Here is a 23,896-nt window from a genome sequence, read left to right as displayed (position 1 = left end):
TTGACAGGTTCCTGCCAGGCACGCCCCGCGGAACGGCGCAGGCGGTTTGCAGCAGGCCGTACGCTGATTCTGTGACATTGCCGGATCGTGGCCAGGAAGCCTCCGCGCTGCCCGAACTGCACAACACCATCGTCGTGGCGGCGTTCGAGGGCTGGAACGACGCCGGCGACGCGGCCAGCGACGCGCTCGAGCACCTCGACGCCATCTGGGAGGCCGACCCGATCGTCGAGATCGACGACGAGGCGTACTACGACTACCAGGTGAATCGCCCGGTCATCCGGCAGATCGACGGCGTGACCCGGGAGCTGGTGTGGCCGGCGATGCGGATCACCCACTGCCGGCCGCCGGGCAGCGACCGCGACGTCGTGTTGATGCACGGCGTGGAGCCCAACATGCGCTGGCGCACGTTCTGCGCCGAGTTGCTGGCCATCGCCGACAAGCTCAACGTCGACACCGTGGTCATCCTCGGCGCCCTGCTGGCCGACACGCCGCACACCCGGCCGGTCCCGGTGTCGGGCGCGGCCTACTCCCCCGAATCGGCGAAACGCTTCGGCCTCGAGGAAACCCGCTACGAGGGCCCGACCGGCATCGCCGGGGTCTTCCAGGACGCCTGCGTGGCCGCCGGGATCCCCGCCGTGACGTTCTGGGCGGCGGTGCCGCACTACGTGTCCAACCCGCCGAACCCGAAGGCGACGGTGGCACTGTTGCGCCGCGTCGAGGACGTGCTCGACATCGAGGTGCCGCTGGGCGATCTGCCGGCCCAGGCCGAGGAGTGGGAGCAGGCGATCACCGAGATGGCCGCCGAGGACGAGGACCTGGCCGAATACGTGTCGTCGCTGGAGCAGCGCGGCGACGCCGAGGTCGACATGAACGAGGCCCTGGGCAAGATCGACGGCGACGCGCTGGCCGCGGAGTTCGAGCGCTACCTGCGCCGGCGGCGCAAATAGGCCCCTAGTTGGGCGGGATGCCGCCCGTTTCGCGCAGCGACTCGACGTTGAACGCGGACATCGACCGGCCGAGCGCGGCGGCCTCGGCGTCCATCCGGGGCAACAGCTCGGCGGCGATCCGGCGGATGGGAAACTCGCCGACCGGGGTGGACAGCACCGGCTTGAGCCAGCGGAGCAGGCCGACCCACTCCGGGCAGTAGACCCGGCGCCGGCGGCCCTCGATGCCCCTGACGAGCGCGTCCGCGCACTTGTCGACGGTGGTGGTCTTGCTGAGGGGCCACGGCAGCCGCGCGATCATCTCGCCGAAGGCGGGCAGGTCGGCCTTGCTGTCGCGGACCAGGGCGGTGTCGATCCAGGACATGTGCGCCGAGCCGACGCCGACGCCGCGGTCGCCGACCTCCAGCCGCAGCGCGTTGGCGAAGATCTCGTTGCCGGCCTTCGACGCGTTGTACGGCGCCAGCCCCGGGGCCGCCGCGTACGCCGCCAGCGACGACACGATCAGCACGTAGCCGCGGCGGGCGATCACCGACGGCAGCGTGGCCCGCACGGTGTGGAAGACGCCGACGAGGTTCACGTCCAGCACCCGCTTGAACGCCTCGGGGTCGACGTTCAGCACCGACCCGTAGCTGGCGATCCCGGCGTTCGCGACGACGACGTCGATGCCGCCGAAGCGTTCGACGGCCTTGGCCGCCGCGGCCTGCATGGCGGGCAGGTCGCGCACGTCAGCGACCGCCGTGAGCACGCGGTCCTCGCCGAGTTCGGCGGCGAGCGCCTCCAGTTCGGCCCGGTCGAGATCGGACAGCACCAGCCTGGCGCCCTTGTTGCGCAGGCGGCGGGCGATCTCGGCGCCGATCCCCCGCGCGCCGCCGGTGATGAAGACGACCTTGTCGTGCAGCGACGTCATGGGCAAAAACGTACCCCTCTTTACAGCTGCACTCCCAGCAGTGCATCCACCGCGGTCGCCACCAACGCGGGCGCCCCGGCGTCGTGGCCGCCGTATTCCAGCGCGTCGGTGGCCCAACCATCCAGCGCGGCAAGGGCTTTCGGCGTGTCGAGGTCGTCGGCCAGGTAGCGGCGGAGCCGGCCGATGACGTCGGTGGCGTCCGGCGCCGCCGGCAGCGCGGTCGCCGCGCGCCACCGCTGCAGGCGGGCGGTCGCCTCATCGAGCACTTCGGCGCTCCAGAATCGGTCGGCGCGGTAGTGCCCGGCCAGCAGCCCCAGCCGAATGGCCGCCGGCTCAACGCCCTTCGCGCGCAAGTCCGACACGAGCACGAGGTTGCCGCGGCTCTTGGACATCTTGTGCCCCTCCCAGCCGATCATCCCGGCGTGCACGTAGTGCCGCGCGAATCGGCGTTCGCCGCGGACACATTCGGCGTGGGCGGCCGTGAATTCGTGGTGCGGGAAGATCAGGTCGCTGCCCCCGCCCTGGATGTCCAGGCCGCTGCCGATGCGGCTGAGCGCGATCGCGGCGCACTCGACGTGCCAGCCGGGCCGGCCGGCGCCGAACGGTGACGGCCAGCTGGGCTCGCCCGGCCGCGCGGCCCGCCACAGCAAAGCGTCGAGCTCGTCGGTCTTGCCGGGGCGGCGCGGATCGCCGCCGCGTTCGGCGAACAGCTGCAGCATGGTGTCGCGGTCATAGCCCGATTCGTAGCCGAACTGCGGGGTGGCGTCGGCGCGGTAGTAGACGTCGGGGTAGTCGCCGTCGAGGACGTACGCGGCACCGGACGCCAGCATCTTCTCGACGAGTTCGACCACTTCGGCGATCGCCTCGGTCGCCCCGACGTACTCCCGCGGCGGCAGGATCCGCAGCGCCGTCATGTCCTCGCGAAACAGGGCGACCTCACGGTCGCCCAGCGCACGCCAGTCGAGGCCGTCGCGCTCGGCGCGCTCCAGCAGGGGGTCGTCGATGTCGGTGACGTTCTGCACGTAGTGCACGTCGTGACCGAGGTCCAGCCATTGCCGATGCACCAGGTCGAAGGCCAGGTAGGTGGCCGCGTGGCCCAGGTGGGTCGCGTCGTAGGGGGTGATCCCGCAGACGTACATGGTGGCCTTCGACCCGGCCGCCACCGGGCGGACCTGCCGGTCGGAGGTGTCATACAGCCGCAACTCGGGACCGCGCCCCGGCACCACCGGGACCTGTGCGGAAGACCACGCCTGCATAACGTCGACTCTAAACGCGGGGCCGGTCACTGAAATTCCTGGCGGATGGCGCCGAGCAGGATCGGCGCCAGCTCCGCACGGCACATCACGAAGTCCGGCAGGTACGGATCGAGCTGGTTGTAGCGCAGCGGCGATCCGTCCAGCCGCGAGGCGTGCATGCCGGCCGCCATCAGCACCCCGGCCGGGGCCGCCGAGTCCCACTCCCACTGGCCGCCCGCGTGCACGTAGGCGTCGACGTCGCCGTCGATGACGGCCATCGCCTTGGCACCCGCCGAGCCGATCGCCACCGGTTGGATGTGCAGCGTCTGGCGCATCCGGTACAGCACCGCGGGCGGCCGGGTGGCGCTGACGGCGATCCGGATGGTGCCCGGGATGCCGACCCGCGCGGCGTCGGCTGTGACGGTGTCGCTGCGGTACACGGTGTTCCCGCGGGCGGGCAACGACACGGCCGCGTCGGTGATCTCGCGTTGCCCGTCGGTGGGGCGCTGCCACAGCGCGATGTGGACCGCCCAGTCGTCGCGGCCGGGCGTGGAGAACTCGCGGGTGCCGTCCAGCGGGTCGATGATCCACACGCGGTCGTGATTTACCCGGGACAGATCGTCGTAGGCCTCCTCGCTGAGCACCGCGTCGCCGGGGCGCTCGGCCCGCAGCCGCCGCAGAATCAGCGCGTTGGCCAGGCTGTCACCCGCGTCGCCGAGCATCCAGGGATGGCCGAAACCGACCTCGTCGCGCACCTTGAGCAACAGCTCCCCCGCGTCGGCGGCGAGATCGGCGGCCAGCGCGGCGTCCGTCAGGTCACCCGGGCCGCTCGTCACCGGTTCAGTATCGCCGACGCCAACCCCCGCGCTAGAAAGCCGGCCACGGAATCGGGCGGTGCCGATTGGGCGTGGGCATGATCGGGTTGTCCAGCAGCGCGAGCGCGCGGCCGCGCAGCGCCGCGATCTCGGCCCGCGTGATGTGTTCGGCCAGTTCGTCGCACAGCGAGCCGGTGAGGGCCTCGGCGAGCCCCGCGATCGCCTCGCACGTGTCATCGTCGATCGGCTTGCCCGCCCAGCCCCACAACACCGTGCGCAGCTTGTTCTCCACGTGCAGGGACACCCCGTGGTCGACGCCGTAGACGTGGCCCTCCAGGTCGCGCAGGACGTGGCCGCCCTTGCGATCGGCGTTGTTGATCAGGACGTCGAACACCGCCATCCGCCACAGCCGGATGTCGTCGGCATGCACCAGGACGACCTCGTCGCCGGCGTAGTCGTAGGCCCGCAGCACCGGCAGGTAGCCCGGCTGCACCTTGTTGGCGGGAAACAGGTCGACCAGGTCCGGGCCCGGCGGCGGGTCGGAGTCGGCCGCGTCGCCGGCCTGTTCCACCCACAGCTGCAGCATGCCCGGGCCCGCAGGCCCGTGACGAATAATGGTGTAGGGCACGATGTTCCAGCCCAATTGCGTCGCTATCCGGTACGCGGCGACTTCGCGGCCGGCCAGGGTTCCGTCCGGGAAGTCCCACAGCGGCGCCTCGCCGGAGACCGGCTTGTAGACGCAGTGCACGCTGGATTCGCCGAGCGTCGATTCGCACAAGAAGGTGGCGTTGCTGGCTGAGCGGATGCGCCCGAGGACCGTCAGCTCGCCGTCCCGCAGCACCTCCCGCTCGTGAGCCCCGCTATTCCTCGGGTTCATCGTCGGGCCCGAGAAGCGCGCTGCGCTTGTAGCCGTTGGTCCGCGCGCAGATGTGGCCCTCGGGGTCCAGTGGTTCGTCACACAGCGGGCATGGCGGACGCCCCGCGGAAATCACGCGATTGGACCGGGTGGCGAACTGGCGTGCGGACTCCGGCGTCAAGAACACCCGCACCGCGTCGGGCCCCTCCTCGGTGTCGTCGAGCACCACCGAAGCGTCGAACTCGGCGTCGGTGACGGCCAGCAACTCGACCACCACGGTCTGGGCTTCCGAATCCCAGCCGAGCCCCATGGTCCCGACCCGAAACTCCGCATCGACGGGTGTGATCAACGGATTGAGGTCGTCGATCTCGGCGGGCTCCGGCGGCACCGGCGTGCCGAACCTGCGATTCACCTCGAGCAGCAACGCGCCGATGCGCTCGGCGAGCACCGCCACTTGTTGCTTCTCCAAGATCACCGACACCACCCGCGAATCGCCCACCGCCTGGATGTAAAAGGTGCGGTTTCCGGGCTGACCAACGGTCCCGGCCACGAAGCGGTCGGGCGTGCGGAAGACGTGAATTGCGCGGGCCATGGCACCTCCAAAATACCGGCTGTTGCCGCTGCCGTGCGATTCGATTGCCCCGTCAGAGCGGAATTAAGCGTGATCAGTCCGGGGAGCCGCCGACCACCGCGTCGCTCGACGGTACCGACCCGTTCGGCCCAGTTTGCGCCTCGCCCTTCGGTTCACCGTGAGCCTCATTCCCCGCGGCTTCCTCCTTCGGCGGCGGCCCGGCGCGCAACGCGGCGGACAGCCGTGCGCCCGTGTGATTGACGTGCAACACGAACGGCCGCAGCGGGGTGTAGCGGATCACGGTCACCGACCCCGGGTCGGCGGTGACGCGCTGGAAGCCGTCGAGGTGCATGCCGTAGGCGTCGGCGACGACGGACTTGATGACGTCGCCGTGGGTGCACGCGACCCACAGCGCGTCGCCGCCGTGTTCATCGGCCAACCGCCGGTCGTGCCCGCGGACGGCCGCGACGGCGCGCGCCTGCACCTGCGCCAGGCCCTCGCCGCCGGGAAACACCGCCGCGCTGGGATGGGCCTGCACGACCCGCCACAGGGGCTCGTTGGTGAGCTCGCCGATCTTACGGCCGGTCCACTCCCCGTAGTCCACCTCGGCGAGCTGGTCGTCGATCAGCGGCTCGAGGCACAGCGCTTCGGCGAGCGGCTCGACGGTGCGCCGGCATCGCAGCAACGGCGAACTGACCAGGGCCCGGATCGGCAGGTCGCCGAGGCGGTCGATCAGCCCGGCGGCCTGCTCGCGACCCTTGTCGTCCAGGTCGACGCCCTCGGAGCGGCCGGCCAGGACGCCGGCGGTATTAGAGGTCGAACGGCCGTGCCGTAACAGGATGACCGTCACGACGACGACCGTACAGGGACGGGAGCTGACTGGTTGACTAGCGGCTTACCGGTACCGCGTGCGCGACGGAATCGCGCACCGCGGCCGTCAGGCTGCGCTCGTCGGTGAGGTCGATGTCGACCAGGCCGCGGACCGCCCGGGCCACCACGTCTTCGGCCTGCGGAACGGGGCCCGCGAGGCGCGGCCGGTAAATTTCTACGACGAGGGATCGGTGCTCAATGTGGAAGGAGAAACTGCGCCCATCACCGACTTGTCCGTATCCGCTGGCGAAGATGCCCGTCGAGATGTCCTCGACAGCAAACTCTTTCTCAGCGGTATGCCGGTCCACGATGACGGTCATGACGCGACCATACCTCTCCAGTCCGACCCGATGCAGGCAACATGGCCATATTGGATGCGAAACCGTTCCCTAAAATTTGACGTTCCTGTAGGTGACGCGAAGGAAACTCATTGCTGCGACGGCATAGGCGCGCGAGAGGCGCAGTTCAGCGCCGCTTGGCTGGGCTGCCACTTTTGCTGGCGGTGGTCACGGGAGTCGCGGGATGTTCCGCCGGTCCGTTCAACAGCGCGCCACCGACCATTGAACCGGCCCAGCCGGCGGCGTCCCCGCCGGCGTCCCAGAACCCGGCCGGCGCGGTGCGCCCGCTGGGCGGTCGCGCAACCGCGGCGATCTTCGACGGCGGCAGCCGACAATTGGCCGTCCTGACCCACGGCGCCGACCCGACGGCGCCCGCCACCCTGACCGAGTTCGGCGATCCGCGGACGCCGCCGCGGGTGATCGACCTGCCCGGTCCGGCGAGCGCGCTGACCGGCGACGGCCGCGGCACCGCCTACCTGGCCACGCGCGGCGGCTATTTCGTCGTCGACCTGTCGGCGGCCCACGCCACGCAGGTGCCCGTCGCCAACGCCGCACAGACCGACTTCACCGCGATCGCGCAGCGCGCCGACGGCACCCTGGTGCTGGGCACCGACGACGGGGCCGTCTACACCTTCGCCTCCCGCTCCCCGGACACGGTCAAGACCGCCACCATCGCCGGCCGGAACAAGATCTTCGCGCGCGTGGATGCCCTTGCCGCACAAGGGAATACGACGGTGGTCCTGGACCGCGGCCAGACCTCGGTGACGACGATCGGCGCCGACGGTCATGTCGAGCAGGCGCTGCGCGCCGGGGAGGGCGCGACCACCCTGGCCGCCGATCCGCTGGGCCGGGTGCTCGTCGCCGACACCCGCGGCGGGCAACTGCTGGTCTACGGCGTCGACCCGCTGATCCTGCGCCAGGCCTACCCGGTGCGGCAGTCCCCGTACGGGCTGGCCGGTTCGCGCGGGCTCGCCTGGGTGTCCCAGACCGCTTCGAACGTGGTCATTGGTTACGATCTGTCAACCGGAATTCCCGTCGAAAGGGTGCGATACCCAACCGTGCAGCAGCCGAACTCGCTGGCCTTTGACGAAGCGTCGGGCACCTTGTACGTGGTGTCGGGATCGGGTGCGGGCGTCCAGGTGATCGAGCACGCGGCGGGTGCGCCGTGACGGCGCCGCGGTGGAGCCGGCTCCCCGCGGGCTGGGCGGCGGAGATGTCGGACGAATACGAGTGGATACCGCTGCGCCTGCCGCCGGAGGTGACCCGGCTCAGCGCGTCCATCCGGCTGTCCATCGAGGCCGAATACCGCGGCTGGGAGCTGACGCGGGTGCGGCTCTACACCGACGGAAGCAGGCGGGTTCTGTTGCGCCGCAAGAAGTCTCGCCTCGAAAGCCGGCGTCCCGACCAGCCGGAACTGTGATGTACCGGCTCACCCGCCGGCTGTTTTTCCTGGTCCCACCCGAGCGCATCCACACGCTGGTGTTCGCGATCCTGCGCGGCGTCACGGCCGTGGCCGGCACCCGGCGGCTGCTGCACCGGCTGACCCGCCCCACCGATCCGGTGCTGGCCAGCACCGTGTTCGGCGTGCGCTTTCCCGCGCCGCTCGGCCTGGCCGCCGGCTTCGACAAGGACGGCCTGGGCCTGCTCACCTGGGGCGCGCTGGGTTTCGGCTACGCCGAGGTCGGCACGGTCACGGCGCAGCCCCAGCCCGGCAACCCCGCCCCCCGCCTGTTCCGGCTGCCCGCCGACCGGGCGCTGCTGAACCGGATGGGGTTCAACAATCGCGGTGCGGGCGAGCTGGCCGGCCGGCTCGCGCGGCATCGCCCCGAGGTGCCGGTCGGCGTCAACATCGGCAAGACGAAGGCGACCCCGGCCGCAGACGCCGTCGGCGACTACCGGGCCAGCGCCCGGCTGGTCGGCCCGCTGGCGGACTATTTGGTGGTCAACGTCAGCTCGCCCAACACGCCCGGGCTGCGGGACCTGCAGGCGGTCGAGTCGCTGCGGCCCATCCTGGAAGGCGTCCTCGCCGAAACCTCCACGCCGGTGCTGGTGAAGATCGCGCCCGACGTCTCGGATTCCGACGTCGACGACATCGCGGACCTGGCCGTCGAATTGGGCCTGGCCGGCATCGTCGCCACCAACACCACCGTGTCGCGCGAGGGCCTGAGCACCCCCGGCGTCGACGAGCTCGGCGCCGGCGGCATCTCCGGGCCCCCGGTGGCGCGCAGGGCCCTCGAGGTGCTGCGCCGGCTCTACGGCCGCGTCGGCGACCGTTTGGTCTTGATCAGCGTGGGCGGCATCGAAACGGCCGACGACGCCTGGGAGCGGATCACCGCGGGCGCCTCGCTGCTGCAGGGCTACACCGGCTTCATCTACGGAGGAGGCTTGTGGCCCAAGCACATTCACGACGGCATCGCACGGCGCTTGCACGACGGCGGGTTCGCCTCGCTGCGCGACGCGGTCGGGTCGGCGGCCACCGACCCACACTGACCGGCGGGGTGCGGCTAGGCAGCCTTATTGCGCATATGTCGATTAATTCGATTGCTTGCCTTGCTAATCCACGGTTGTGCATCTGTCGAACAACCTGTTAGAAAAAGAGAACGCCCGTTTTCTCCGTCACAAGTGGGGCGCCATTGTGACCGGTATGACGTAGTTGCCTAGTGGGGATTGTCTTCGAGGGGAGACCACGATGTCCTTTGTAGTTGCTGCTCCGGAGACGATAGGGGCGGTCGCCGGCGATTTGGCCGGCATCGGTTCCACTTTGCGGGAGGCCACGGCGGCTGCGGCGGGCCAGACCACCGCCATCACCTCCGCCGCCGCCGACGATGTGTCGCTCGCCATCTCCGACTTGTTCGGCAGCTACGGGCAGCAATTCCAGACGATGAGCGCTCAGGCGGCGGCATTTCACAACGAGTTCGTGCGCGTGTTGAACGCGGGGGCGGCTGCCTACGTCAGCACCGAGATCGCCAATGCCCAGCAGGCCATCAGCGGCGGCTTCACCGCGAGCGCCGCGGCCGCCTCCACACCGCTGCTCGGCGGGCTGCTCGGCTTGGGCGGCTCGAGCGGCAGCGGCGGCCTGCTCGGCGGCTTGCTGGGCGGCGGTTCGGGCGGAGGCGGCCTGCTCGGGGGACTGGACGGGCTGCTGGGCCTGGGCACGGGCGGGGGCGGCCTGCTCGGTGGGTTGAGCGGTGGGTTGAGCCAGCTCTTTGGGCCCTTCAACAGCATCGGGAGCCAGTTCGCCAACAGCCTTGGCTCGCTGTTCTTCAACCCGGCGATCCTCAGCGCCTTCCCGACCCTGAGCGACTTCATCGGGCCGATAAACCTCGGCAACCTGACGCCGGGCCTGAGCCTCACCTCGGGGCCCCTCGGCGCCCTGCTGGGCCCGACCCTCAACGGCGTCGGACTGGATGTGGGCAACTTCCTGTCCAACGAGCTGGTCAACGGCATAACGCTGACCAACCTTTTCGGCACCGCGACCGGGCTCTTCCAGGACGTGCCGCTGCTGCAGGGGCTTTCACCGCTGCTGAATTCGTTGCTGCCGGGGCTGTTCGCGCCGATGCCGTCCGGCGCCGTGCCGTACCCCAACCCGTACACCGTCCTCGGCGACACCACGGTGTTCAATCTGAACCTGATGGGCGCGCAATTCGCGAGCCACCCCTTCCCGATCCTGAATCAGATTGTCGCCAACCAGAATCACTACGCGCAGATCTTCTCCAGTGGCGTCCTGACCGACCTGCAGGGCTTCCCCGCGAACGTGCCGGCGAACATCCAGCTCACCCTCCAGGGCGCTGCGACCTTCAACCCGGCCGCCATCGGACAGGACTTCGTCAACGGCACGACCGGCTTCTGGGGGACGGTCGGCTCGTCGCTGACCAAGATGGGCGCGGATCTCCAGCAGACGATTCCCATCGCCAGCAACGACATGGCGATGGCCGGCCAAGCGATACAGGCGGGCAACTACTACGCCGCGGTGCAGGACGCCGCACACGCCCCCATCGATCTCTTCATCACGGGATTCGACACCAGCCACTTGGCGATCGGCGGCCAGATCACCAGCATCCTCCCGCCCAACTTCCAGGTCACCATCGCCGGACCCGTCGGGTTGGAGGGCCCGGCCGCCGAGTTGCTGCCCATCCTGACCGCGCTCGGACAGCAGCCGGTGGGCCTGGCCAGCCTGGTCCCGCACGGCTCCATCCCCGGAATGATGTTGGGCAACTTCGCAAGCGCGATCGACACCCTCGTCAACGCGAATGTCACGGCGAACTTCGCGCTAAGTCTCCCTGCCGCCACGCTGGCCGGCGCCGCCGTCTTCGGGTTGCCCTTGCAGCTGGGCTTCGCGATACTGGGCCCGCCGTTCGCCATGGCCAACGGAATAGCTCAGGGCGCAACGGCTTTCGGCGCCGCCGCGCAGGCCGGCAACGTGTTGGGGATGCTCAACGCGATCGGCGATATGCCCGCCTTCGCGATGAACGGCTTCCTCAACGGCCAGCTCCTCGTGGACCTGCCGCTGCCGATCACCGTGTCGACGCCGCTGCTGGGGTCTCTCACATTGCCGGCCATCGCCCACGTCCCCTTCGACGGGCTTCTCACGCCGCCCGAACCGCTGACGGTCACGATCCCCGCCGGCGTCGCGGGCATCACCGTTCCCATCAACGCCACCCTGGGCGGCACGGAATTCGGGGGCCTGTTCCCGACGCTGTTCAACACCATTGCGGAGTCGATAGCCTCGGCGATCACACCCACCGGCTAGGGCATGCGAGGGGTCAACGGGCATGAGACACAAGACCTATCTCATCGCCTCCACGCCCCGCTCGGGTAGTTCGTTGCTCGCCGCCGGCCTCGTCGCGACCGGGGTTGCCGGACGGCCCGAAGAGTATTTCGCGGCCGAACACATGGCCGCGTACACGGAGGATCTGCAGCTACCGCGGGACTGCCCGTGGCCCGAGTATCTGGCCAAGGTCATGGCGCACGCGGCGACGGACAACGGCGTTCGGGGCGCCAAGATTCATTGGCGCGATGTCGTCTTGCTGGCGGAAGCGCTGGGCTGTCGCGACGATCCGGGGCTGGTTCTCGAGAACCTGTTCCCGACAGCGGTTTTCGTCAACATCGTCCGCGCCGATCGGCGCGCGCAGGCCATCTCGCTTTTTCGTGCCGAGGCGACCGGCGAATGGTTTCGCTCGGCCGGCCCGCCGCAGGGGGTCCGGCAGTGGGGGCTCTACCTGGCCCGGCCCACGCCCGGGCGGGCCGCCGTCGACCTCGCCGCCGTCGCGCCGACACACGAGCAGATCGCCAGGATGGAACGCAGCCTCGAGGCCGAACAGGCGGCCTGGATGGATCACTTCGCCACTCGCCGCCCCCAGGTCCTGACGATCCGCTACGAAGATCTCGACGCGAACTACCGCGGCGAGATCGCTCGGGTGTTGCGGTTCCTCGGCGCCGATCCCGCGCACGCCGCGCGCGTGCCGAAACCCCCGCTCGAGCGCCAGTCCGACCACATCAACGAACACTGGCGGCGACTGATTGACCGGGGCCACGCGCACCGCGAAAGTGCAACTGCCGACACGTTTCCCGAGTGAGCCCGTCGGTAGTGGCACCCTCGCGGAAGGTCGCTTACGTCTGCTCGTACGTCCCGTAGATGTAGGCGCGGGCGATCGCGTGCTGGAACAGGTTGAAGCCCAGGAAAGCGGGGCTGGCGTCCTCGGGCAGGTCGAGTTTGTCGACGTCCACGGCGTGCACGGCGACGTAGTAACGGTGCGGGCCGTGGCCGGGCGGCGGCGCGGCGCCGACGTACCGTCGCATGCCGGCGTCGTTGACCAGGGTCAGCGCGCCGCCCGGCAGCTCGCTGCCCTCACCGGCGTTGTCGGGCAGCTCGGTGACGTCAGCGGGCAGGTTGGCCACCGCCCAGTGCCAGAAGCCGGACAGCGTCGGGGCGTCCGGGTCGTAGACGGTGACCGCGAAGCTGCGGGTCTCCTCCGGAAATCCGGACCAGCTCAGCTGCGGGCTGACATCCTCTCCCCCGGCGCCCATGATGCCGCTGATCTGCGGGGTCGCCAGCGGCTGACCGTTGGTGATCGAGTTCGACTTCAGGCTGAACAGCGGCAGCTTGGGCAGCGCGTCGTACGGGTCGGTCGGCAGGCTCATGGGCGATCCTCTCGTGTCGTGTTCACTTAGCCATCTTTTTTCCGACTAGCAGTGTGTCAGGAAGTGCGCCAGCACCTCGGTGCCGAACCTCAGCGCATCGATGGGTACCCGCTCGTCGACGCCGTGGAACAGCGCGCTGAAATCCAGGTCCGGCGGCAACCGCAACGGGCTGAAGCCAAAGCAGCGAATACCCAAGCGCGCGAAGGCTTTCGCATCGGTGCCGCCGGACATCATGTAGGGCACCGTGCGCCCGTCCGGGTCGAGCGCCAACACCGCGGCGTTCATGGCGTCGACCAGATCGCCGTCGAAGCTGGTCTCATACGGGGAGAGGTCCCGGATCCATTCCCGGGTCACGTCGGGGCCGATCAGCTCGTCGACCTCGGCCTCGAACGCGGCCTTGCGGCCCGGCAGGATGCGGCAGTCCACCACCGCCTCGGCCGAGCCTGGGATGACGTTGGCCTTGTAGCCGGCCTTGAGCATGGTCGGGTTGGCGGTGTCGTGCAGCACGGCCTTGAGCATGCGCGCGGTCGGGCCGAGCTTCTCGATCGTCCCGGCCAGGTCGTCCGACTCGAGGTCGAACGTCAGCCCGGTCTCCTCGCTGACGGCGGCCAGAAACTGCGCGACGGTGTCGCTCACCACGAGCGGAAACTGGTGCCGGCCCAGGCGCGCGACCGCCTCGGCGACGGCCGTGACGGCGTTGCGGTCGTGCACCATCGAGCCGTGCCCGGCCGTCCCGCGGGCGGTCAGCCGCATCCAGGACAGCCCCTTTTCGGCCGTCTCGATCAGGTACAGCCGGCGTTCGCCGCCGTCGCGGCGCGGCACGGTCAGTGAGAACCCGCCGACCTCCCCGATCGCCTCGGTGACACCGGTGAACAGCTCGGGGCGGTGGCTGACCAACCACTGCGCCCCGTAGTGGCCGCCGTGCTCCTCGTCGGCGAGGAACGCGAACACCAGGTCGCGGGGCGGCACGATGCCGGCCCGCTTGAGCTGCCGGGCGACCACGATCATCATGCCGACCATGTCCTTCATGTCGACCGCGCCGCGCCCCCACACGTAGCCGTCCCGGATCGCGCCCGAGAACGGGTGCACGGTCCAATCCGCCGGCTCGGCCGGCACCACGTCGAGATGCCCGTGAATCAGCAGGGCGCCGCGCGAGCTGTCCGCGCCGCGCAGGCGCGCGATCACGTTGCCGCGACCCGGTGCGCCGGATTCGACATACTGCGGCAAGTAGCCGACCTCTTGGAGCTGCTCGGCGACCCACTGCGCGCACGCCGCCTCGCCCTGGGTGGTCTCGGGATCGCCGGTATTGGTGGTGTCGAACCGGATCAACCGGCTGACCACCTGGACCACATCGTCGCGGGGATCGGCAGGGTCGACGGCCGCAGTATCGATGGTCACAACCACCTTTCCTACCACTGCGGCGTCCGCCGGGCCTGGGCCCGCAGCGCCCGGCCAGCTGGGTTGGGTCTGCGCGGGGCGATCCGATAGCCTTAGCTGCCAACTCTGGTTGGGTCTTGTCCGAGTGGCGGAATGGCAGACGCGCTAGCTTGAGGTGCTAGTGCCCTACTAATGGGCGTGGGGGTTCAAGTCCCCCCTCGGACACACGACCGAGCCGAATGGAATGAATGCTCGCATTCATTCCTGAGGCGACGGAGTGTGTTGAGCGGCGAAGCCGCGATCACACGCGACTGAGGCGAACGAAGTGAATGCTCGCATTCACTTCCGAGCCGATGGAGCGTGTTGAGCGGCGAAGCCGCGATCACACGACTTCTTCTCGGGCCCTTTTTCAGGGCCCGACCCGCCGTTTCGGCGGTGGGTAGACGGCCCGGGCGATCGTGGCGGACAGCCACCCGATCCACCAGCCCCCGAAAACCAGCATCAGCGTGTGCCGGGTGGCGCTGCCGGCCGTCGACGACGCCGCGGCCAAGATGACGGCCCACACGACCGCGCAGGCAACGCTGTAGCCCGTATACGTCTTGCGAAAGCGCCGACTCATCTCGTGGATCCTCTCGATCGTGCCCGACCGGGCAAGCGATATCCGGCAGCGACGGGAAAGCGGCCCGTCGCCGAACATGTCCTCCAGCAGGGCCGCCAGCTCGTCGCCGTAGCGGCGACGCCAGGCCCGCGGATACCAGCGCAGCGCCCGCCGCGCGTCGTCGGCGTTCATACCGACCAGCCCGGCCGCGCCCCCAGCCGAAGGCCCAGCCGTCGCGCGCCCTCGTCGGCGATCGCGCCCAATTCCCTTACGGCCGTGGCGAGTTCGGCCCGGCCGGCGGCCGTCAACCGATACGGCCGGCGCCGCTCGTCCTGTTGCAAGGGCTCGATGAGGCCGCGCTCCTCCAAGCGGGTGATCGCCCCGTACAGCGTCCCCGGCCCCAGCGCCGCGCCGGAGAACGCCTCGATGTCACGCGCCAGCGCATACCCGTGCTTGGGCCCGGAGGCCAGGCTGGTCAGGATCAGCACGCCGGGATCGTTCAGCCTCGCCACACCGCCCAAGTTAGTACGTGCGACGTACTACGGCAATCGATGGCGGATTCCCGCCGCGGGGCTAGCCTGGAGTGCAGCGATGAACCCATCCGGCGGCTTCCTTCGGCGAACGGCGACGCGCACGTTCCGCGACCGTCGCGAGGCCGGGCGCGTGCTGGCCGAGGAGTTGGCGTCCTACCGCGACAGGGACGACGTGCTGGTCTTCGGGCTGGCGCGCGGCGGGGTCCCCGTGGCCTGGGAAGTCGCCGCGGCGCTGCACGCCCCGCTGGACGTGTTCCTGGTGCGCAAGCTCGGGGTCCCGCGCTGGTCGGAGCTGGCGATGGGCGCGCTGGCCAGCGGCGGCGGGGTCGTGATGAACGACAACGTCGTCTCCAACCTGCACATCACCGACGACCAGGTGCGCGAGGTGATCGCCAGCGAGACAACCGAACTCAACCGCCGTGAGCTGGCCTACCGGGGCGGGCGCCCGCTGGCCGATCCGCGCGGCAAGGTCGTGATCCTGGTCGACGACGGCATCGCCACCGGCGCGAGCATGCTGGCCGCCGTCCGCGCCCTGCGGGCCGCGGGGCCGCAGTCCATCGTCGTGGCGGTCCCGGTGGGACCCGCGTCGACGTGCCGCGAGATCGGGCAGGAAGCGGACGACGTGGTGTGCGCGACTATGCCGCCCGGGTTCGAAGCCGTCGGGCAGGTGTACGCGGACTTTCGCCAGGTCAGTGACGATGAGGTGCGGGAGCTGCTGAATACGCCGACCCGCTGACGAGCTAGGTGGCCCGGTCCTCGCCGCGGCCCTCGGCGGGTACCGCCGACTCGTCGCTGGTTTCCAGGCCCTGCGACGCCTCGTCGACACCGCCCTCGGCGGCCGGGTGCTCTTCCTCGTCGGCGGCCTCTTCGGGGTAGTCGACGGGGGCTTCATCGGCGTCCCCGGCTTCGTCCACGTCGTGCACCTCGCCGACGGCGTCACGACGCTGGCGTTCCCGCAGCGCGTCGACGATCAGCAGCACCACGCCGATGACGCTGGCGCCGATGCACACCCACGCGACCAGCTCGTTGCTGGTGACCACGGCGAACACCAACGCGACGAGCCCGATCAGGGCGAGTACCAGCGCAATGATCAGCATCGGTCATCCTCCAGCCGACGACGGGGACTGCCAGGTCTAGTGCAGGCTAGTGTGCCGAGCCTGAACCTAGGCGAGCACCCCGGCACGATCGCCCGGCTAGTTATTACCCCGGTTGAATTGGTCGAACCCGCCTGCGTCGGCGCTGGAGTCGACGGGCGCCGCCGACCCGCGCTGGCCGAGTTCCTCCAGCTGGGATTCCAGGTAGGTCTTGAGCCGGGTGCGGTATTCGCGTTCGAAGGTGCGCAGCTGCTCGAGGCGGCCTTCCAGCACGGTGCGTTGCTGGTTGATGGTTCCCATGATCTCGGAGTGCTTGCGTTCGGCGTCGGCCTGCAGGGCGTCGGCCTTCTCCTGCGCCTGGCGCAGCTGGGTCTCCGAGCGGGTCTGGGCGTCGGCCAGCATCGCGTCGGCGCGCTGGCGGGCCTCGGTGACCGTGGTCTCGGCGGTCTGACGGGCCTCGCTGACGATTTGCTCCGCGTTGGCGCGGGCGTCGGCCAGCATCTTGTCCGACTCGGCCTTGGCGGTGCTGGTCAGCCGGTCGGCGGTGTCCTGGGCCAGGCTCAGCACCCGTGCGGCCTTCAGGGCCTGTTCCTCGTTGGTGCCCTGCGACGCTGCCGGCGCCGCGGGCGCGGGGGCCGCCACCGGTGCGGGCTTGACGGGCTCGGGCTCGGGCTCGCGCTCGAAGGTCGGGATCGCCTGGGTGGGCTGAGCGGCGCCGCCGCCCCCACCGGCGGCCAGCTCGCGGTCCAGCTCCTCGATCCGCTGACGCAGATCGGAGTTCTCCTCGATGAGCCGCGTCAGCTCGTTTTCCACCAGGTCGAGAAAGGCGTCGACCTCGTCTTCGTTGTAACCGCGCTTGCCGATCGGCGGCTTACTGAACGCCACATTGTGGACGTCGGCTGGTGTAAGCGGCATTGTTCGTCCCCTCGAGTTCCTGTCAAACGATCTGGAAAGTGTAGAACGGAGTGGTTGCCGTCGTGCAACTGCCGTCCATCCTGTCACACCAGACTCGGCGCTAGCCGATTGCCCAATAAATAAGACCCAATTTCACACACTAAGACCAATAAAATCCAAACCCTTAAAATTTTTAAATTGCGGCGGCCGAACCGACACTAAAACGTGGCCGAACCGACTCCGCGCCCCGGCCGCGGTGCACGCGGCGTGGCTCACGCGGCGGCGCCGAACGCCAGTTGCATGCCGATGAACGCGACCAGCAGCAGCACCATGATCGACAGGTCGAAGCGCACGGCCCCGATGGTGAGCTGCGGGATCAGTCGCCGCAGCAGTTTCACCGGCGGGTCGGTGATCGACATGATGATCTCGAGGATCACCACGGTGAGGCCGGTGGGATGCCAGTCACGGCTGAACGAGCGGATGAACTCGACGACGACCCGGGCGATGAGCAGCAGCCAGAAGATGAACAGCGCAAACCCAAGGATCTGAAAAAACAGCACCAACTGGAGCCCCGACCTTACCGATGAGATGACCCGAATGTCAGGCGCCAGCGTACCGATTCTCGGGTGCGGGCACACATCTCACGTGCGCCGACCCCGCTGAGCGGCGGAACGGGTGCGTCTACTGGTAGGCGTAGAAGCCGGTCTCGGCGATCCGGCGACGCTCCTCCGGGGAGACGTCGACGTCGGCGGGCGACAGCAGGAACACCTTGGTCGCGACCTTGTCGAACGACCCCCGCAGGGCGAAGGCCAGGCCGGCGGCGAAGTCGACCAGCCGCTTGGCGTCGGCGTTGTCCATCGACACCAGGTCCATGATCACCGGCGTGCCGTCGCGGAACCGCTCGCCGATGGTGCGCGCCTCGCTGTAGTCCTTGGGCCGCAGCGTGGTGATCTTCGACAGCGGGCTGCCCTCTTCGAACAGCATCGCCATCCGGCGCGGGTCCATCGCGAGCGCGCCGCGGGTGGAATTGCGCAACCACGAACCGAGGCGCGGGCGGCTCATCTCGGGCCGTTCGAACTCGCGCGGATGCACGGGGCCGTAGCGGCCCTCGTCGGCGTAGCCGCCGCGGTAGCCGCCGGTCGGCGGGTAGTCGGCCGGCTCGCCGCGCGGGTCTTCGTATTCGCGCCCTTCGAACCGGCCCTCGTAGCGGCCGTAGCCGTCGTCGAACCGGGGCCGCGGGAAGCCCCGGGAGGGAGCCCGGTCGTCGTAGTACTCGTCGTCGTAGTCCTCCATCGGAGCCATACCGAAGTAGGCCTTGACTTTGTGCAGTGTGCTCATCGCGTAAACCCTTCTAGCCCCTGGGAGTATTGGTGTCTGTGATGAAGGTGTGACTACAGTGACTACTCACGGTGACGGTAGCCGCCTCGGACCCAATAGCGCGGTACCGACACGCACACATGTCGAACCATGTTTGACGGCTGTTTCGAAGTCGTTGGACATGCCGGCGGACAGTCCCCGCGCGTTCGGGTGCGAATCCAGCACCCGGCGGTGCTCGGATCGCAGCAGGTCGAAAGCCCGCGCGGGGTCCCAGTCCAGCGGCGGGATGCCCATCAGCCCCAGCAGCGTCAGGCCCGGGGCGTCCTCGACCTGCGCGCACACCTCGTCGACGGCGCCGTCCGCGGTGATGTCGACGCCGCCGCGCGACACGTCGCCGTCCAGGCTGATCTCGACATAGACGCGCAGCGGCTCCTGCCGGCGCCCGTCGGCCAGCGCCGCCGACACCGCCCGGTCGAGCGCGCCGACCAGGCGGGTGCTGTCGACCGAGTGGGCGGTGTGCGCCCACCGCGCCAGCGACCGCGCCTTGTTCCGTTGAATGCGGCCCACCATGTGCCAGTGCATATTCCGCAAGTCGTCGCGCCCCGAACTCGCCGCCAACCGGGCGACTTCGGCGGCCTTCGGCGTGGCTTCCTGATCGCGAGATTCGCCAACGCACCGACAACCCAATCGAGACAAAATCGCAACATCGGTTGCTGGAAAGAATTTGGTAATTGGGAGCAGTTCAATTTCGCTCACATTGCGACCCGCCGCTTCCGCGGCCGCCGCAAGTCGCGATCGCACGGCGGCCAACGCATGCGTCAATTCGGATTCGCGGTCGCCATGCTCGTGCGCCAGCACCTCCCCCGCCATGGCGTCACTCCATCCAGATCAGCGAGGCCAGCCGCCCGGTCGGCGCGTCCCGGCGATGACTGAACAGCGCCGGGTCGTCCACCGTGCAGCGCGGGTCGATGTCGATCGCCGTGACGCCCAAATCACGGAGCTGGCAAGCGATTCCGGCGCGCAGGTCGAGTCCGGGGGTGCCGGCCGCGGTGGTGGTGCGGCTGCCCGGCAGCGCCGCCTCGACCTCGTCGGCCATCGCGGCGGGCACCTCGTAGTTGCGGCCGCTGACCGCCGGGCCGAGCAGCGCCGAGATGTCGGCGGGCTGCGCGCCGCGCGCCACCATCGCCTCGACGGCGCGCGTCACCACGCCCCGCTGCGCGCCGACGCGGCCGGCGTGCGCCGCGGCGATCACGCCGGCGCGCGCGTCGGCCAGCAATACCGGCACGCAGTCGGCGGTGACCACCGCCAGCGCCAGGCGCGCCGTCCCGGTCACCAACGCATCGGTTTCGTCGACGGCGGCATCGCGCGGGCCGTCGACCGCCTCGACCCGATCACCGTGCACCTGGTTCATCCACACGATCCGGTGGGCGCCCAGTCCCAGGGCGGCGGCCAGCCTCTTGCGGTTTGCGGCCACCGCGGCCGGGTCGTCGCCGACGTGGTCGCCGAGGTTGAAGGTGTCGAACGGGGGCGCCGAGACACCGCCCGCGCGGGTGGTCGTCACCCGCCGGATGCGAACGCTCACACCACCAGTATCCGAAGCCCCCCGGCCGCCAGCGGGCAGCGCCATCCGGCCGCGGCCGGTTTGTCGCGCACGGGCAAGCAAATTGAGACCCTCAGCGGCGCATGAAGGGCGGCACGTCGACATCGTCGTCGTCGCCGCCGATATTCAGCGTCGAACCGTTGGTGTGGACGGGGACGCTGACCGCGTCGACGGGCTCGAACAGCGTGGAGCTGAGCTTGCCGGCCTTCGCCGCCTCGATGCGGTGGGCGCCGCCCTTGTCGCCGGCGCCGGCGCCGGTGACCGGCTTGCGCCCGGGTCCGCTGGCCTCGAAGCCGGCGGCGATGACGGTGACGCGCACCTCGTCGCCCAGCGAGTCGTCGATCACGGTGCCGAAGATGATGTTGGCGTCCTGGTGGGCGGCGTCCTGCACCAGCGAGGCCGCCTCGTTGATCTCGAACAGGCCCAGGTCGCTGCCGCCGGCGATCGACATCAGCACCCCCTGGGCGCCCTCCATCGACGCCTCCAGCAGCGGCGAGTTGATGGCGATCTCGGCGGCCTTGAGCGACCGGCCCTCGCCGCGCGCCGACCCGATGCCCATCAGCGCGGTGCCGGCGCCGGACATGATGCCCTTGACGTCGGCGAAGTCGACGTTGATCAGGCCCGGGGTGGTGATCAGGTCGGTGATGCCCTGCACGCCGTTGAGCAGCACCTCGTCGGCGCTGCGGAACGCGTCCATCAGGGATACCGCGGCGTCGCCCATCTGCAGCAGCCGGTCGTTGGGGATGACGATGAGCGTGTCGCAGCTCTCCCGCAGCGCGGCGATGCCGCTTTCGGCCTGGTTGCCGCGCCGCTTGCCCTCGAAGGAGAACGGCCGGGTGACGACGCCGACGGTCAGCGCGCCCAGCTTGCGGGCGATGCTGGCGACGACGGGCGCCCCGCCGGTGCCGGTGCCGCCGCCCTCGCCGGCGGTGACGAAGACCATGTCGGCGCCGCGCAGCAGCTCTTCGATCTCGTCCTTGGCGTCCTCGGCGGCCCGGCGCCCGACCTCGGGGTCGGCCCCGGCGCCCAGCCCGCGGGTGGAGTCGCGCCCGACGTCGAGCTTGACGTCGGCGTCGCTCATCAACAGCGCTTGCGCGTCGGTGTTGATCGCGATGAACTCCACGCCCTTGAGGCCTTGTTCGATCATCCGGTTGACGGCGTTGACGCCGCCGCCACCGATACCCACAACCTTGATGACGGCCAAGTAGTTGTGCGGGGGGGTCATCATTCGTCTTCCTCCCTGGTGGGACTCGGTGTGTCGGCCTGGCAAACCCTCAACCTCAACCATAGAGTTAGAGTTATGTCAAGTAGTTCCGCGCAAACAGAACGGTATGGGTAGCACGCGCGCTTATCCCGCAGGCGCGCCGACGCGCGGCACGCAAATTTTTTCCTGCGCGCCGGCGCGACGGGCCGTCGCGGCTACTTGACGGTCGGCAGGTCGGGGCTGGACACGTCGTAGGTCTTGCCGGGCTGCGTCAGCAGCGCGGCCAGCTTCTCGGCCTTCTCCTCGGTGCGGTCGGTGGTCCCCCAGATCACCACCCGGCCGTCATTGAGCGTCAGCGTGATCGACGCCACCGACGGGGCCGCGATGCGGCCCACCTGGCCGGCGACCTCGGGCCGCAGCGCGATCAGCACCTGCAGCGCGGCCTTGGTCGTCGGGTCGTTCGGCCCGGGGTTGGCCACGTCGATGTAGGGCAGCGCCGGCGGCGGCGGGCCCGTCGCGAAGTCCACACCGTCGCGGTCGAACAGGTGCGGGCCGTCCGGAAAGTCCTTGACCACCAACGGGACTCGCTCGACGATGGTGATGCGCAGCGCCGACGGGTACTGGCGCTGCACCCGGGCGCTGGCCACCCGCCGGATGGCGGCCACGCGCTCGGCGACCTGGTTGGTGTTGATCTGCAGCAGCGGTGTGCCGGGGCGCACCCGCGCGGCGTCGAGGACCTCCTCGCGCGTCACCGTTCCGATCCCGGTGACGACGATGTTGCGCGCCGACATCGCCGGCGTGAAGTAGAGGATGAGCCCGAGGCCGACCCCGACGATGGCCACGATGACGCTGCCCAGCAGCATTTTCAGGCCGCGGACGACGCCCCGCGCGGCGGGTTTGGGCTGGTTGACGATGCGCCCGCTGGCCCGGCGCTTGGCCTCGCGGCGGGCTTCCTCGATGGCCCGGGCGCGGTCCTGCGCGGCGCGGCGCTCGGCCCGCTCGCGGCGGGCCCTGCGGCGTGGCCCCTCGAACTCGGTCTCCTCGGCCGGCGCAGTGTCGTCGCCGGCGCCCGTCGCGATCGGTTCGGTGATCACGCCGTCGGCGCGCTCGGGGTCGTCGGCCGGGGTGGGCCGGTCCGGCTCGGTCATTGCAGCACCCCCGGCCGGCCCGGCGCGCTGCGGTTGGCCCGCACCCGCAGCGCGGTCACGATCTCGGGGCCGAGCAGGGTCACGTCGCCCGCGCCCATCGTGACGACGACGTCGCCGGGGCCCGCGGCCGCGGCGACCTGCTCGGCGACCGTGGACAGATCCGGCAGGTAGCGCACCGGCACGCTGACGTGCTCGGCGACGCTGGCCCCGCTGACGCCGGTGAGCGGTTGTTCGCGGGCACCGTAGACGTCGAGGACGAAGACCTCGTCGGCGGCGTCGAGGGCGCGACCGAATTCCGCCGCGAATTCCTTTGTGCGCGAATATAAGTGGGGCTGAAACACCACCAGGCTGCGGCCGCCGCCGCTCTGCTCGAGGACCGTGCGGACCGCGGCCAGCGTGGCGCTGATCTCGGTGGGATGGTGGGCGTAGTCGTCGAAGACCCGCACCGACCCGGAGTTGCCCACCAGTTCGAACCGCCGGCGGACCCCCTCGAAACCGGCCAGCCCGTCGAGCACCGCGTCCACCGGGGCGCCGATCTCGATCGCGGCCAGCAGCGCGCCCAGCGCGTTGAGCGCCATGTGCCGCCCGGGCACCGACAGCCGCATCACGCGGGGATGCGGCTCGCCCGCCAGCTGAATGTGCGCGACCGCCTCGATGCCCTGCTGCTCCCACGACAGCAGGGTGGCGGCCTGGTCTTCGCCCGGGTCGGAGCCGTAGCGCAGCACCCGGATTCCCAGCTCGGCGGTGCGTTCCGCCAGCGCGGCCGCGCCCGGGTCGTCGACGCACACCACCAGCGATCCGCCCGGGGCCAGCCGCTCCACGAAGGCGTCGAACACCCGGACGTAGGCGTCGGCGCTGCCGTAGAAGTCCAGATGATCGGTCTCGATGTTGGTGACCACGGCGACGTTGGGCGTGTACTCCAGCAGGGAGCCGTCGCTTTCGTCGGCCTCGGCCACGAAGCAGTCACCGCTGCCGTGATGCGCGTTGGTGCCGGCCTCCCCCATCTCGCCGCCGACCGCGAACGACGGGTCGCGGCCGCAGTGCTGCAGCGCCACGATCAGCATCGACGTCGTCGTCGTCTTGCCGTGCGTGCCGGTGACCATCAGCGTGGTGCGCCCGTCCATCAGCCTGGCCAGCACCGCCGGGCGCAGGATCACCGGGATGCCGCGCCGGCGGGCCTCGACGAGCTCGGGGTTGGTCTTCGGGATGGCGGCGTGCGTGGTGATGACCGCGGTGGGGCCGCCCGGCAACAGGTCGAGCGAGGACGCGTCGTGGCCGATGCGGATCGAGGCGCCCCGGGCCCGCAACGCGTGCACGCCGCGCGACTCCTTCGCGTCGGACCCCGACACCAGGGCGCCGCGGTCCAGCAGGATGCGGGCGATGCCCGACATGCCGGCCCCGCCGATGCCGACCATGTGCACCCTTCGCAGCTCGGGGGGCAGCTCGGGCGGCGA

Annotated in this window: 26 protein-coding genes, 1 tRNA gene and 1 pseudogene; 8 read left to right on the top strand and 20 right to left on the bottom strand. The window is 70.0% G+C overall.

Going from position 1 to position 23,896, the window contains the following annotated elements:
* Window positions 1-77 precede the first annotated feature (77 nt).
* The gene (locus AWB89_RS26130) at window positions 78-947 is read left to right on the top strand and encodes a PAC2 family protein (protein ID WP_241520615.1); all 870 of its coding nucleotides are present in this window, start codon (window positions 78-80) and stop codon (window positions 945-947) included.
* Between the two features lie 4 nt (window positions 948-951).
* On the opposite strand, the gene AWB89_RS26125 is transcribed toward AWB89_RS26130, so the two are convergent.
* From AWB89_RS26125 to AWB89_RS26095, 7 genes are all read right to left on the bottom strand, one after another.
* Complete coding sequence (locus AWB89_RS26125; RefSeq protein ID WP_085177621.1) at window positions 952-1,851, bottom strand: SDR family oxidoreductase; 900 nt, start codon at window positions 1,849-1,851, stop codon at window positions 952-954.
* Between the two features lie 20 nt (window positions 1,852-1,871).
* On the bottom strand, window positions 1,872-3,107 hold the full coding sequence (mshC, locus tag AWB89_RS26120; protein WP_085101611.1) for a cysteine--1-D-myo-inosityl 2-amino-2-deoxy-alpha-D-glucopyranoside ligase: 1,236 nt from the start codon (window positions 3,105-3,107) through the stop codon (window positions 1,872-1,874).
* A gap of 26 nt (window positions 3,108-3,133) precedes the next feature.
* Window positions 3,134-3,922, bottom strand: coding sequence for a 3'(2'),5'-bisphosphate nucleotidase CysQ (locus tag AWB89_RS26115; RefSeq protein WP_085177619.1), 789 nt, complete (start codon window positions 3,920-3,922; stop codon window positions 3,134-3,136).
* A gap of 31 nt (window positions 3,923-3,953) precedes the next feature.
* The gene (locus tag AWB89_RS26110; RefSeq protein ID WP_085101622.1) at window positions 3,954-4,778 is read right to left on the bottom strand and encodes an SCO1664 family protein; all 825 of its coding nucleotides are present in this window, start codon (window positions 4,776-4,778) and stop codon (window positions 3,954-3,956) included.
* Window positions 4,762-5,349, bottom strand: a complete 588-nt coding sequence (locus tag AWB89_RS26105; RefSeq protein ID WP_085101624.1) for a DUF3090 domain-containing protein — start codon at window positions 5,347-5,349, stop codon at window positions 4,762-4,764. The genes AWB89_RS26110 and AWB89_RS26105 overlap by 17 nt, the downstream gene beginning before the upstream one ends.
* Window positions 5,350-5,422: 73 nt before the next feature.
* A complete protein-coding gene (locus AWB89_RS26100) occupies window positions 5,423-6,178 on the bottom strand; it encodes a histidine phosphatase family protein (RefSeq protein ID WP_085177617.1) in 756 nt (251 codons plus the stop codon).
* A gap of 37 nt (window positions 6,179-6,215) precedes the next feature.
* Entirely contained in the window at window positions 6,216-6,518 is a 303-nt protein-coding gene (locus AWB89_RS26095) for a hypothetical protein (RefSeq protein WP_085101636.1), read from the bottom strand.
* A 110-nt stretch (window positions 6,519-6,628) separates the two neighbouring features.
* Here AWB89_RS26095 and AWB89_RS26090 point away from each other — a divergent pair, with 110 nt between their 5' ends.
* From AWB89_RS26090 to AWB89_RS26070, 5 genes are all read left to right on the top strand, one after another.
* Complete coding sequence (locus AWB89_RS26090) at window positions 6,629-7,705, top strand: YncE family protein (RefSeq protein WP_085177615.1); 1,077 nt, start codon at window positions 6,629-6,631, stop codon at window positions 7,703-7,705.
* Window positions 7,702-7,956, top strand: a complete 255-nt coding sequence (locus AWB89_RS26085; protein WP_085101640.1) for a DUF5703 family protein — start codon at window positions 7,702-7,704, stop codon at window positions 7,954-7,956. Before AWB89_RS26090 ends, AWB89_RS26085 begins: the two co-directional genes overlap by 4 nt.
* Window positions 7,956-9,026, top strand: coding sequence for a quinone-dependent dihydroorotate dehydrogenase (locus tag AWB89_RS26080; RefSeq protein WP_085177613.1), 1,071 nt, complete (start codon window positions 7,956-7,958; stop codon window positions 9,024-9,026). The genes AWB89_RS26085 and AWB89_RS26080 overlap by 1 nt, the downstream gene beginning before the upstream one ends.
* 199 nt (window positions 9,027-9,225) lie before the next feature.
* Complete coding sequence (locus tag AWB89_RS28380) at window positions 9,226-11,286, top strand: PE family protein (protein ID WP_085177611.1); 2,061 nt, start codon at window positions 9,226-9,228, stop codon at window positions 11,284-11,286.
* A gap of 22 nt (window positions 11,287-11,308) precedes the next feature.
* Entirely contained in the window at window positions 11,309-12,112 is an 804-nt protein-coding gene (locus AWB89_RS26070; RefSeq protein ID WP_085177608.1) for a Stf0 family sulfotransferase, read from the top strand.
* 34 nt (window positions 12,113-12,146) lie between these two features.
* On the opposite strand, the gene AWB89_RS26065 is transcribed toward AWB89_RS26070, so the two are convergent.
* On the bottom strand, window positions 12,147-12,677 hold the full coding sequence (locus AWB89_RS26065; RefSeq protein ID WP_085101648.1) for a YbhB/YbcL family Raf kinase inhibitor-like protein: 531 nt from the start codon (window positions 12,675-12,677) through the stop codon (window positions 12,147-12,149).
* Between the two features lie 45 nt (window positions 12,678-12,722).
* Window positions 12,723-14,069, bottom strand: coding sequence for a M20/M25/M40 family metallo-hydrolase (locus AWB89_RS26060; RefSeq protein ID WP_372515262.1), 1,347 nt, complete (start codon window positions 14,067-14,069; stop codon window positions 12,723-12,725).
* A 124-nt stretch (window positions 14,070-14,193) separates the two neighbouring features.
* On the opposite strand from AWB89_RS26060, the gene AWB89_RS26055 reads away from it, so the two are divergent.
* Window positions 14,194-14,279, top strand: a tRNA-Leu gene (locus tag AWB89_RS26055).
* A gap of 184 nt (window positions 14,280-14,463) precedes the next feature.
* On the opposite strand, the gene AWB89_RS26050 is transcribed toward AWB89_RS26055, so the two are convergent.
* Window positions 14,464-14,844 carry a hypothetical protein gene (locus AWB89_RS26050; RefSeq protein WP_085177604.1) on the bottom strand — a complete coding sequence of 127 codons (381 nt, stop codon included), beginning with the start codon at window positions 14,842-14,844 and terminating at the stop codon, window positions 14,464-14,466.
* The gene (locus AWB89_RS26045; protein ID WP_169716620.1) at window positions 14,841-15,164 is read right to left on the bottom strand and encodes a PadR family transcriptional regulator; all 324 of its coding nucleotides are present in this window, start codon (window positions 15,162-15,164) and stop codon (window positions 14,841-14,843) included. The genes AWB89_RS26050 and AWB89_RS26045 overlap by 4 nt, the downstream gene beginning before the upstream one ends.
* 79 nt (window positions 15,165-15,243) lie before the next feature.
* Between AWB89_RS26045 and AWB89_RS26040 the strand changes: the two are divergent.
* A pseudogene (locus AWB89_RS26040) lies at window positions 15,244-15,921 on the top strand (phosphoribosyltransferase); the annotation flags it as partial.
* A gap of 4 nt (window positions 15,922-15,925) precedes the next feature.
* Here the strand turns inward: AWB89_RS26040 and AWB89_RS26035 are convergent.
* The 9 genes from AWB89_RS26035 to murC all read right to left on the bottom strand — a co-directional run bounded on the left by AWB89_RS26035 (window position 15,926) and on the right by murC (window position 23,857).
* On the bottom strand, window positions 15,926-16,282 hold the full coding sequence (locus AWB89_RS26035; RefSeq protein WP_085177600.1) for a hypothetical protein: 357 nt from the start codon (window positions 16,280-16,282) through the stop codon (window positions 15,926-15,928).
* Window positions 16,283-16,378: 96 nt separating this feature from the next.
* Window positions 16,379-17,194: a DivIVA-like cell division protein Wag31 gene (gene wag31, locus AWB89_RS26030; protein ID WP_085101665.1), complete on the bottom strand. Its 816-nt coding sequence runs from the start codon at window positions 17,192-17,194 to the stop codon at window positions 16,379-16,381.
* Between the two features lie 251 nt (window positions 17,195-17,445).
* Entirely contained in the window at window positions 17,446-17,736 is a 291-nt protein-coding gene (locus AWB89_RS26025; protein WP_044506515.1) for a YggT family protein, read from the bottom strand.
* Window positions 17,737-17,854: 118 nt separating this feature from the next.
* On the bottom strand, window positions 17,855-18,511 hold the full coding sequence (locus AWB89_RS26020; protein WP_085101666.1) for a cell division protein SepF: 657 nt from the start codon (window positions 18,509-18,511) through the stop codon (window positions 17,855-17,857).
* Window positions 18,512-18,577: 66 nt separating this feature from the next.
* Complete coding sequence (locus AWB89_RS26015) at window positions 18,578-19,360, bottom strand: YggS family pyridoxal phosphate-dependent enzyme (RefSeq protein WP_085177598.1); 783 nt, start codon at window positions 19,358-19,360, stop codon at window positions 18,578-18,580.
* Window positions 19,361-19,364: 4 nt separating this feature from the next.
* Entirely contained in the window at window positions 19,365-20,072 is a 708-nt protein-coding gene (pgeF, locus tag AWB89_RS26010) for a peptidoglycan editing factor PgeF (RefSeq protein WP_085177596.1), read from the bottom strand.
* A 91-nt stretch (window positions 20,073-20,163) separates the two neighbouring features.
* On the bottom strand, window positions 20,164-21,315 hold the full coding sequence (ftsZ, locus tag AWB89_RS26005; protein WP_085101669.1) for a cell division protein FtsZ: 1,152 nt from the start codon (window positions 21,313-21,315) through the stop codon (window positions 20,164-20,166).
* A gap of 194 nt (window positions 21,316-21,509) precedes the next feature.
* Window positions 21,510-22,442, bottom strand: coding sequence for a cell division protein FtsQ/DivIB (locus AWB89_RS26000; protein ID WP_085177594.1), 933 nt, complete (start codon window positions 22,440-22,442; stop codon window positions 21,510-21,512).
* A complete protein-coding gene (gene murC, locus AWB89_RS25995; RefSeq protein WP_241520614.1) occupies window positions 22,439-23,857 on the bottom strand; it encodes a UDP-N-acetylmuramate--L-alanine ligase in 1,419 nt (472 codons plus the stop codon). The genes AWB89_RS26000 and murC overlap by 4 nt, the downstream gene beginning before the upstream one ends.
* Between the last annotated feature and the right edge of the window lie 39 nt (window positions 23,858-23,896).

Source organism: Mycobacterium paraense (genome assembly GCF_002101815.1).
In the GTDB taxonomy this organism is placed as follows: domain Bacteria; phylum Actinomycetota; class Actinomycetes; order Mycobacteriales; family Mycobacteriaceae; genus Mycobacterium; species Mycobacterium paraense.
Note: the sequence above shows the minus strand (reverse complement) of the source record. Positions and strands in the feature narration are given on the sequence as shown.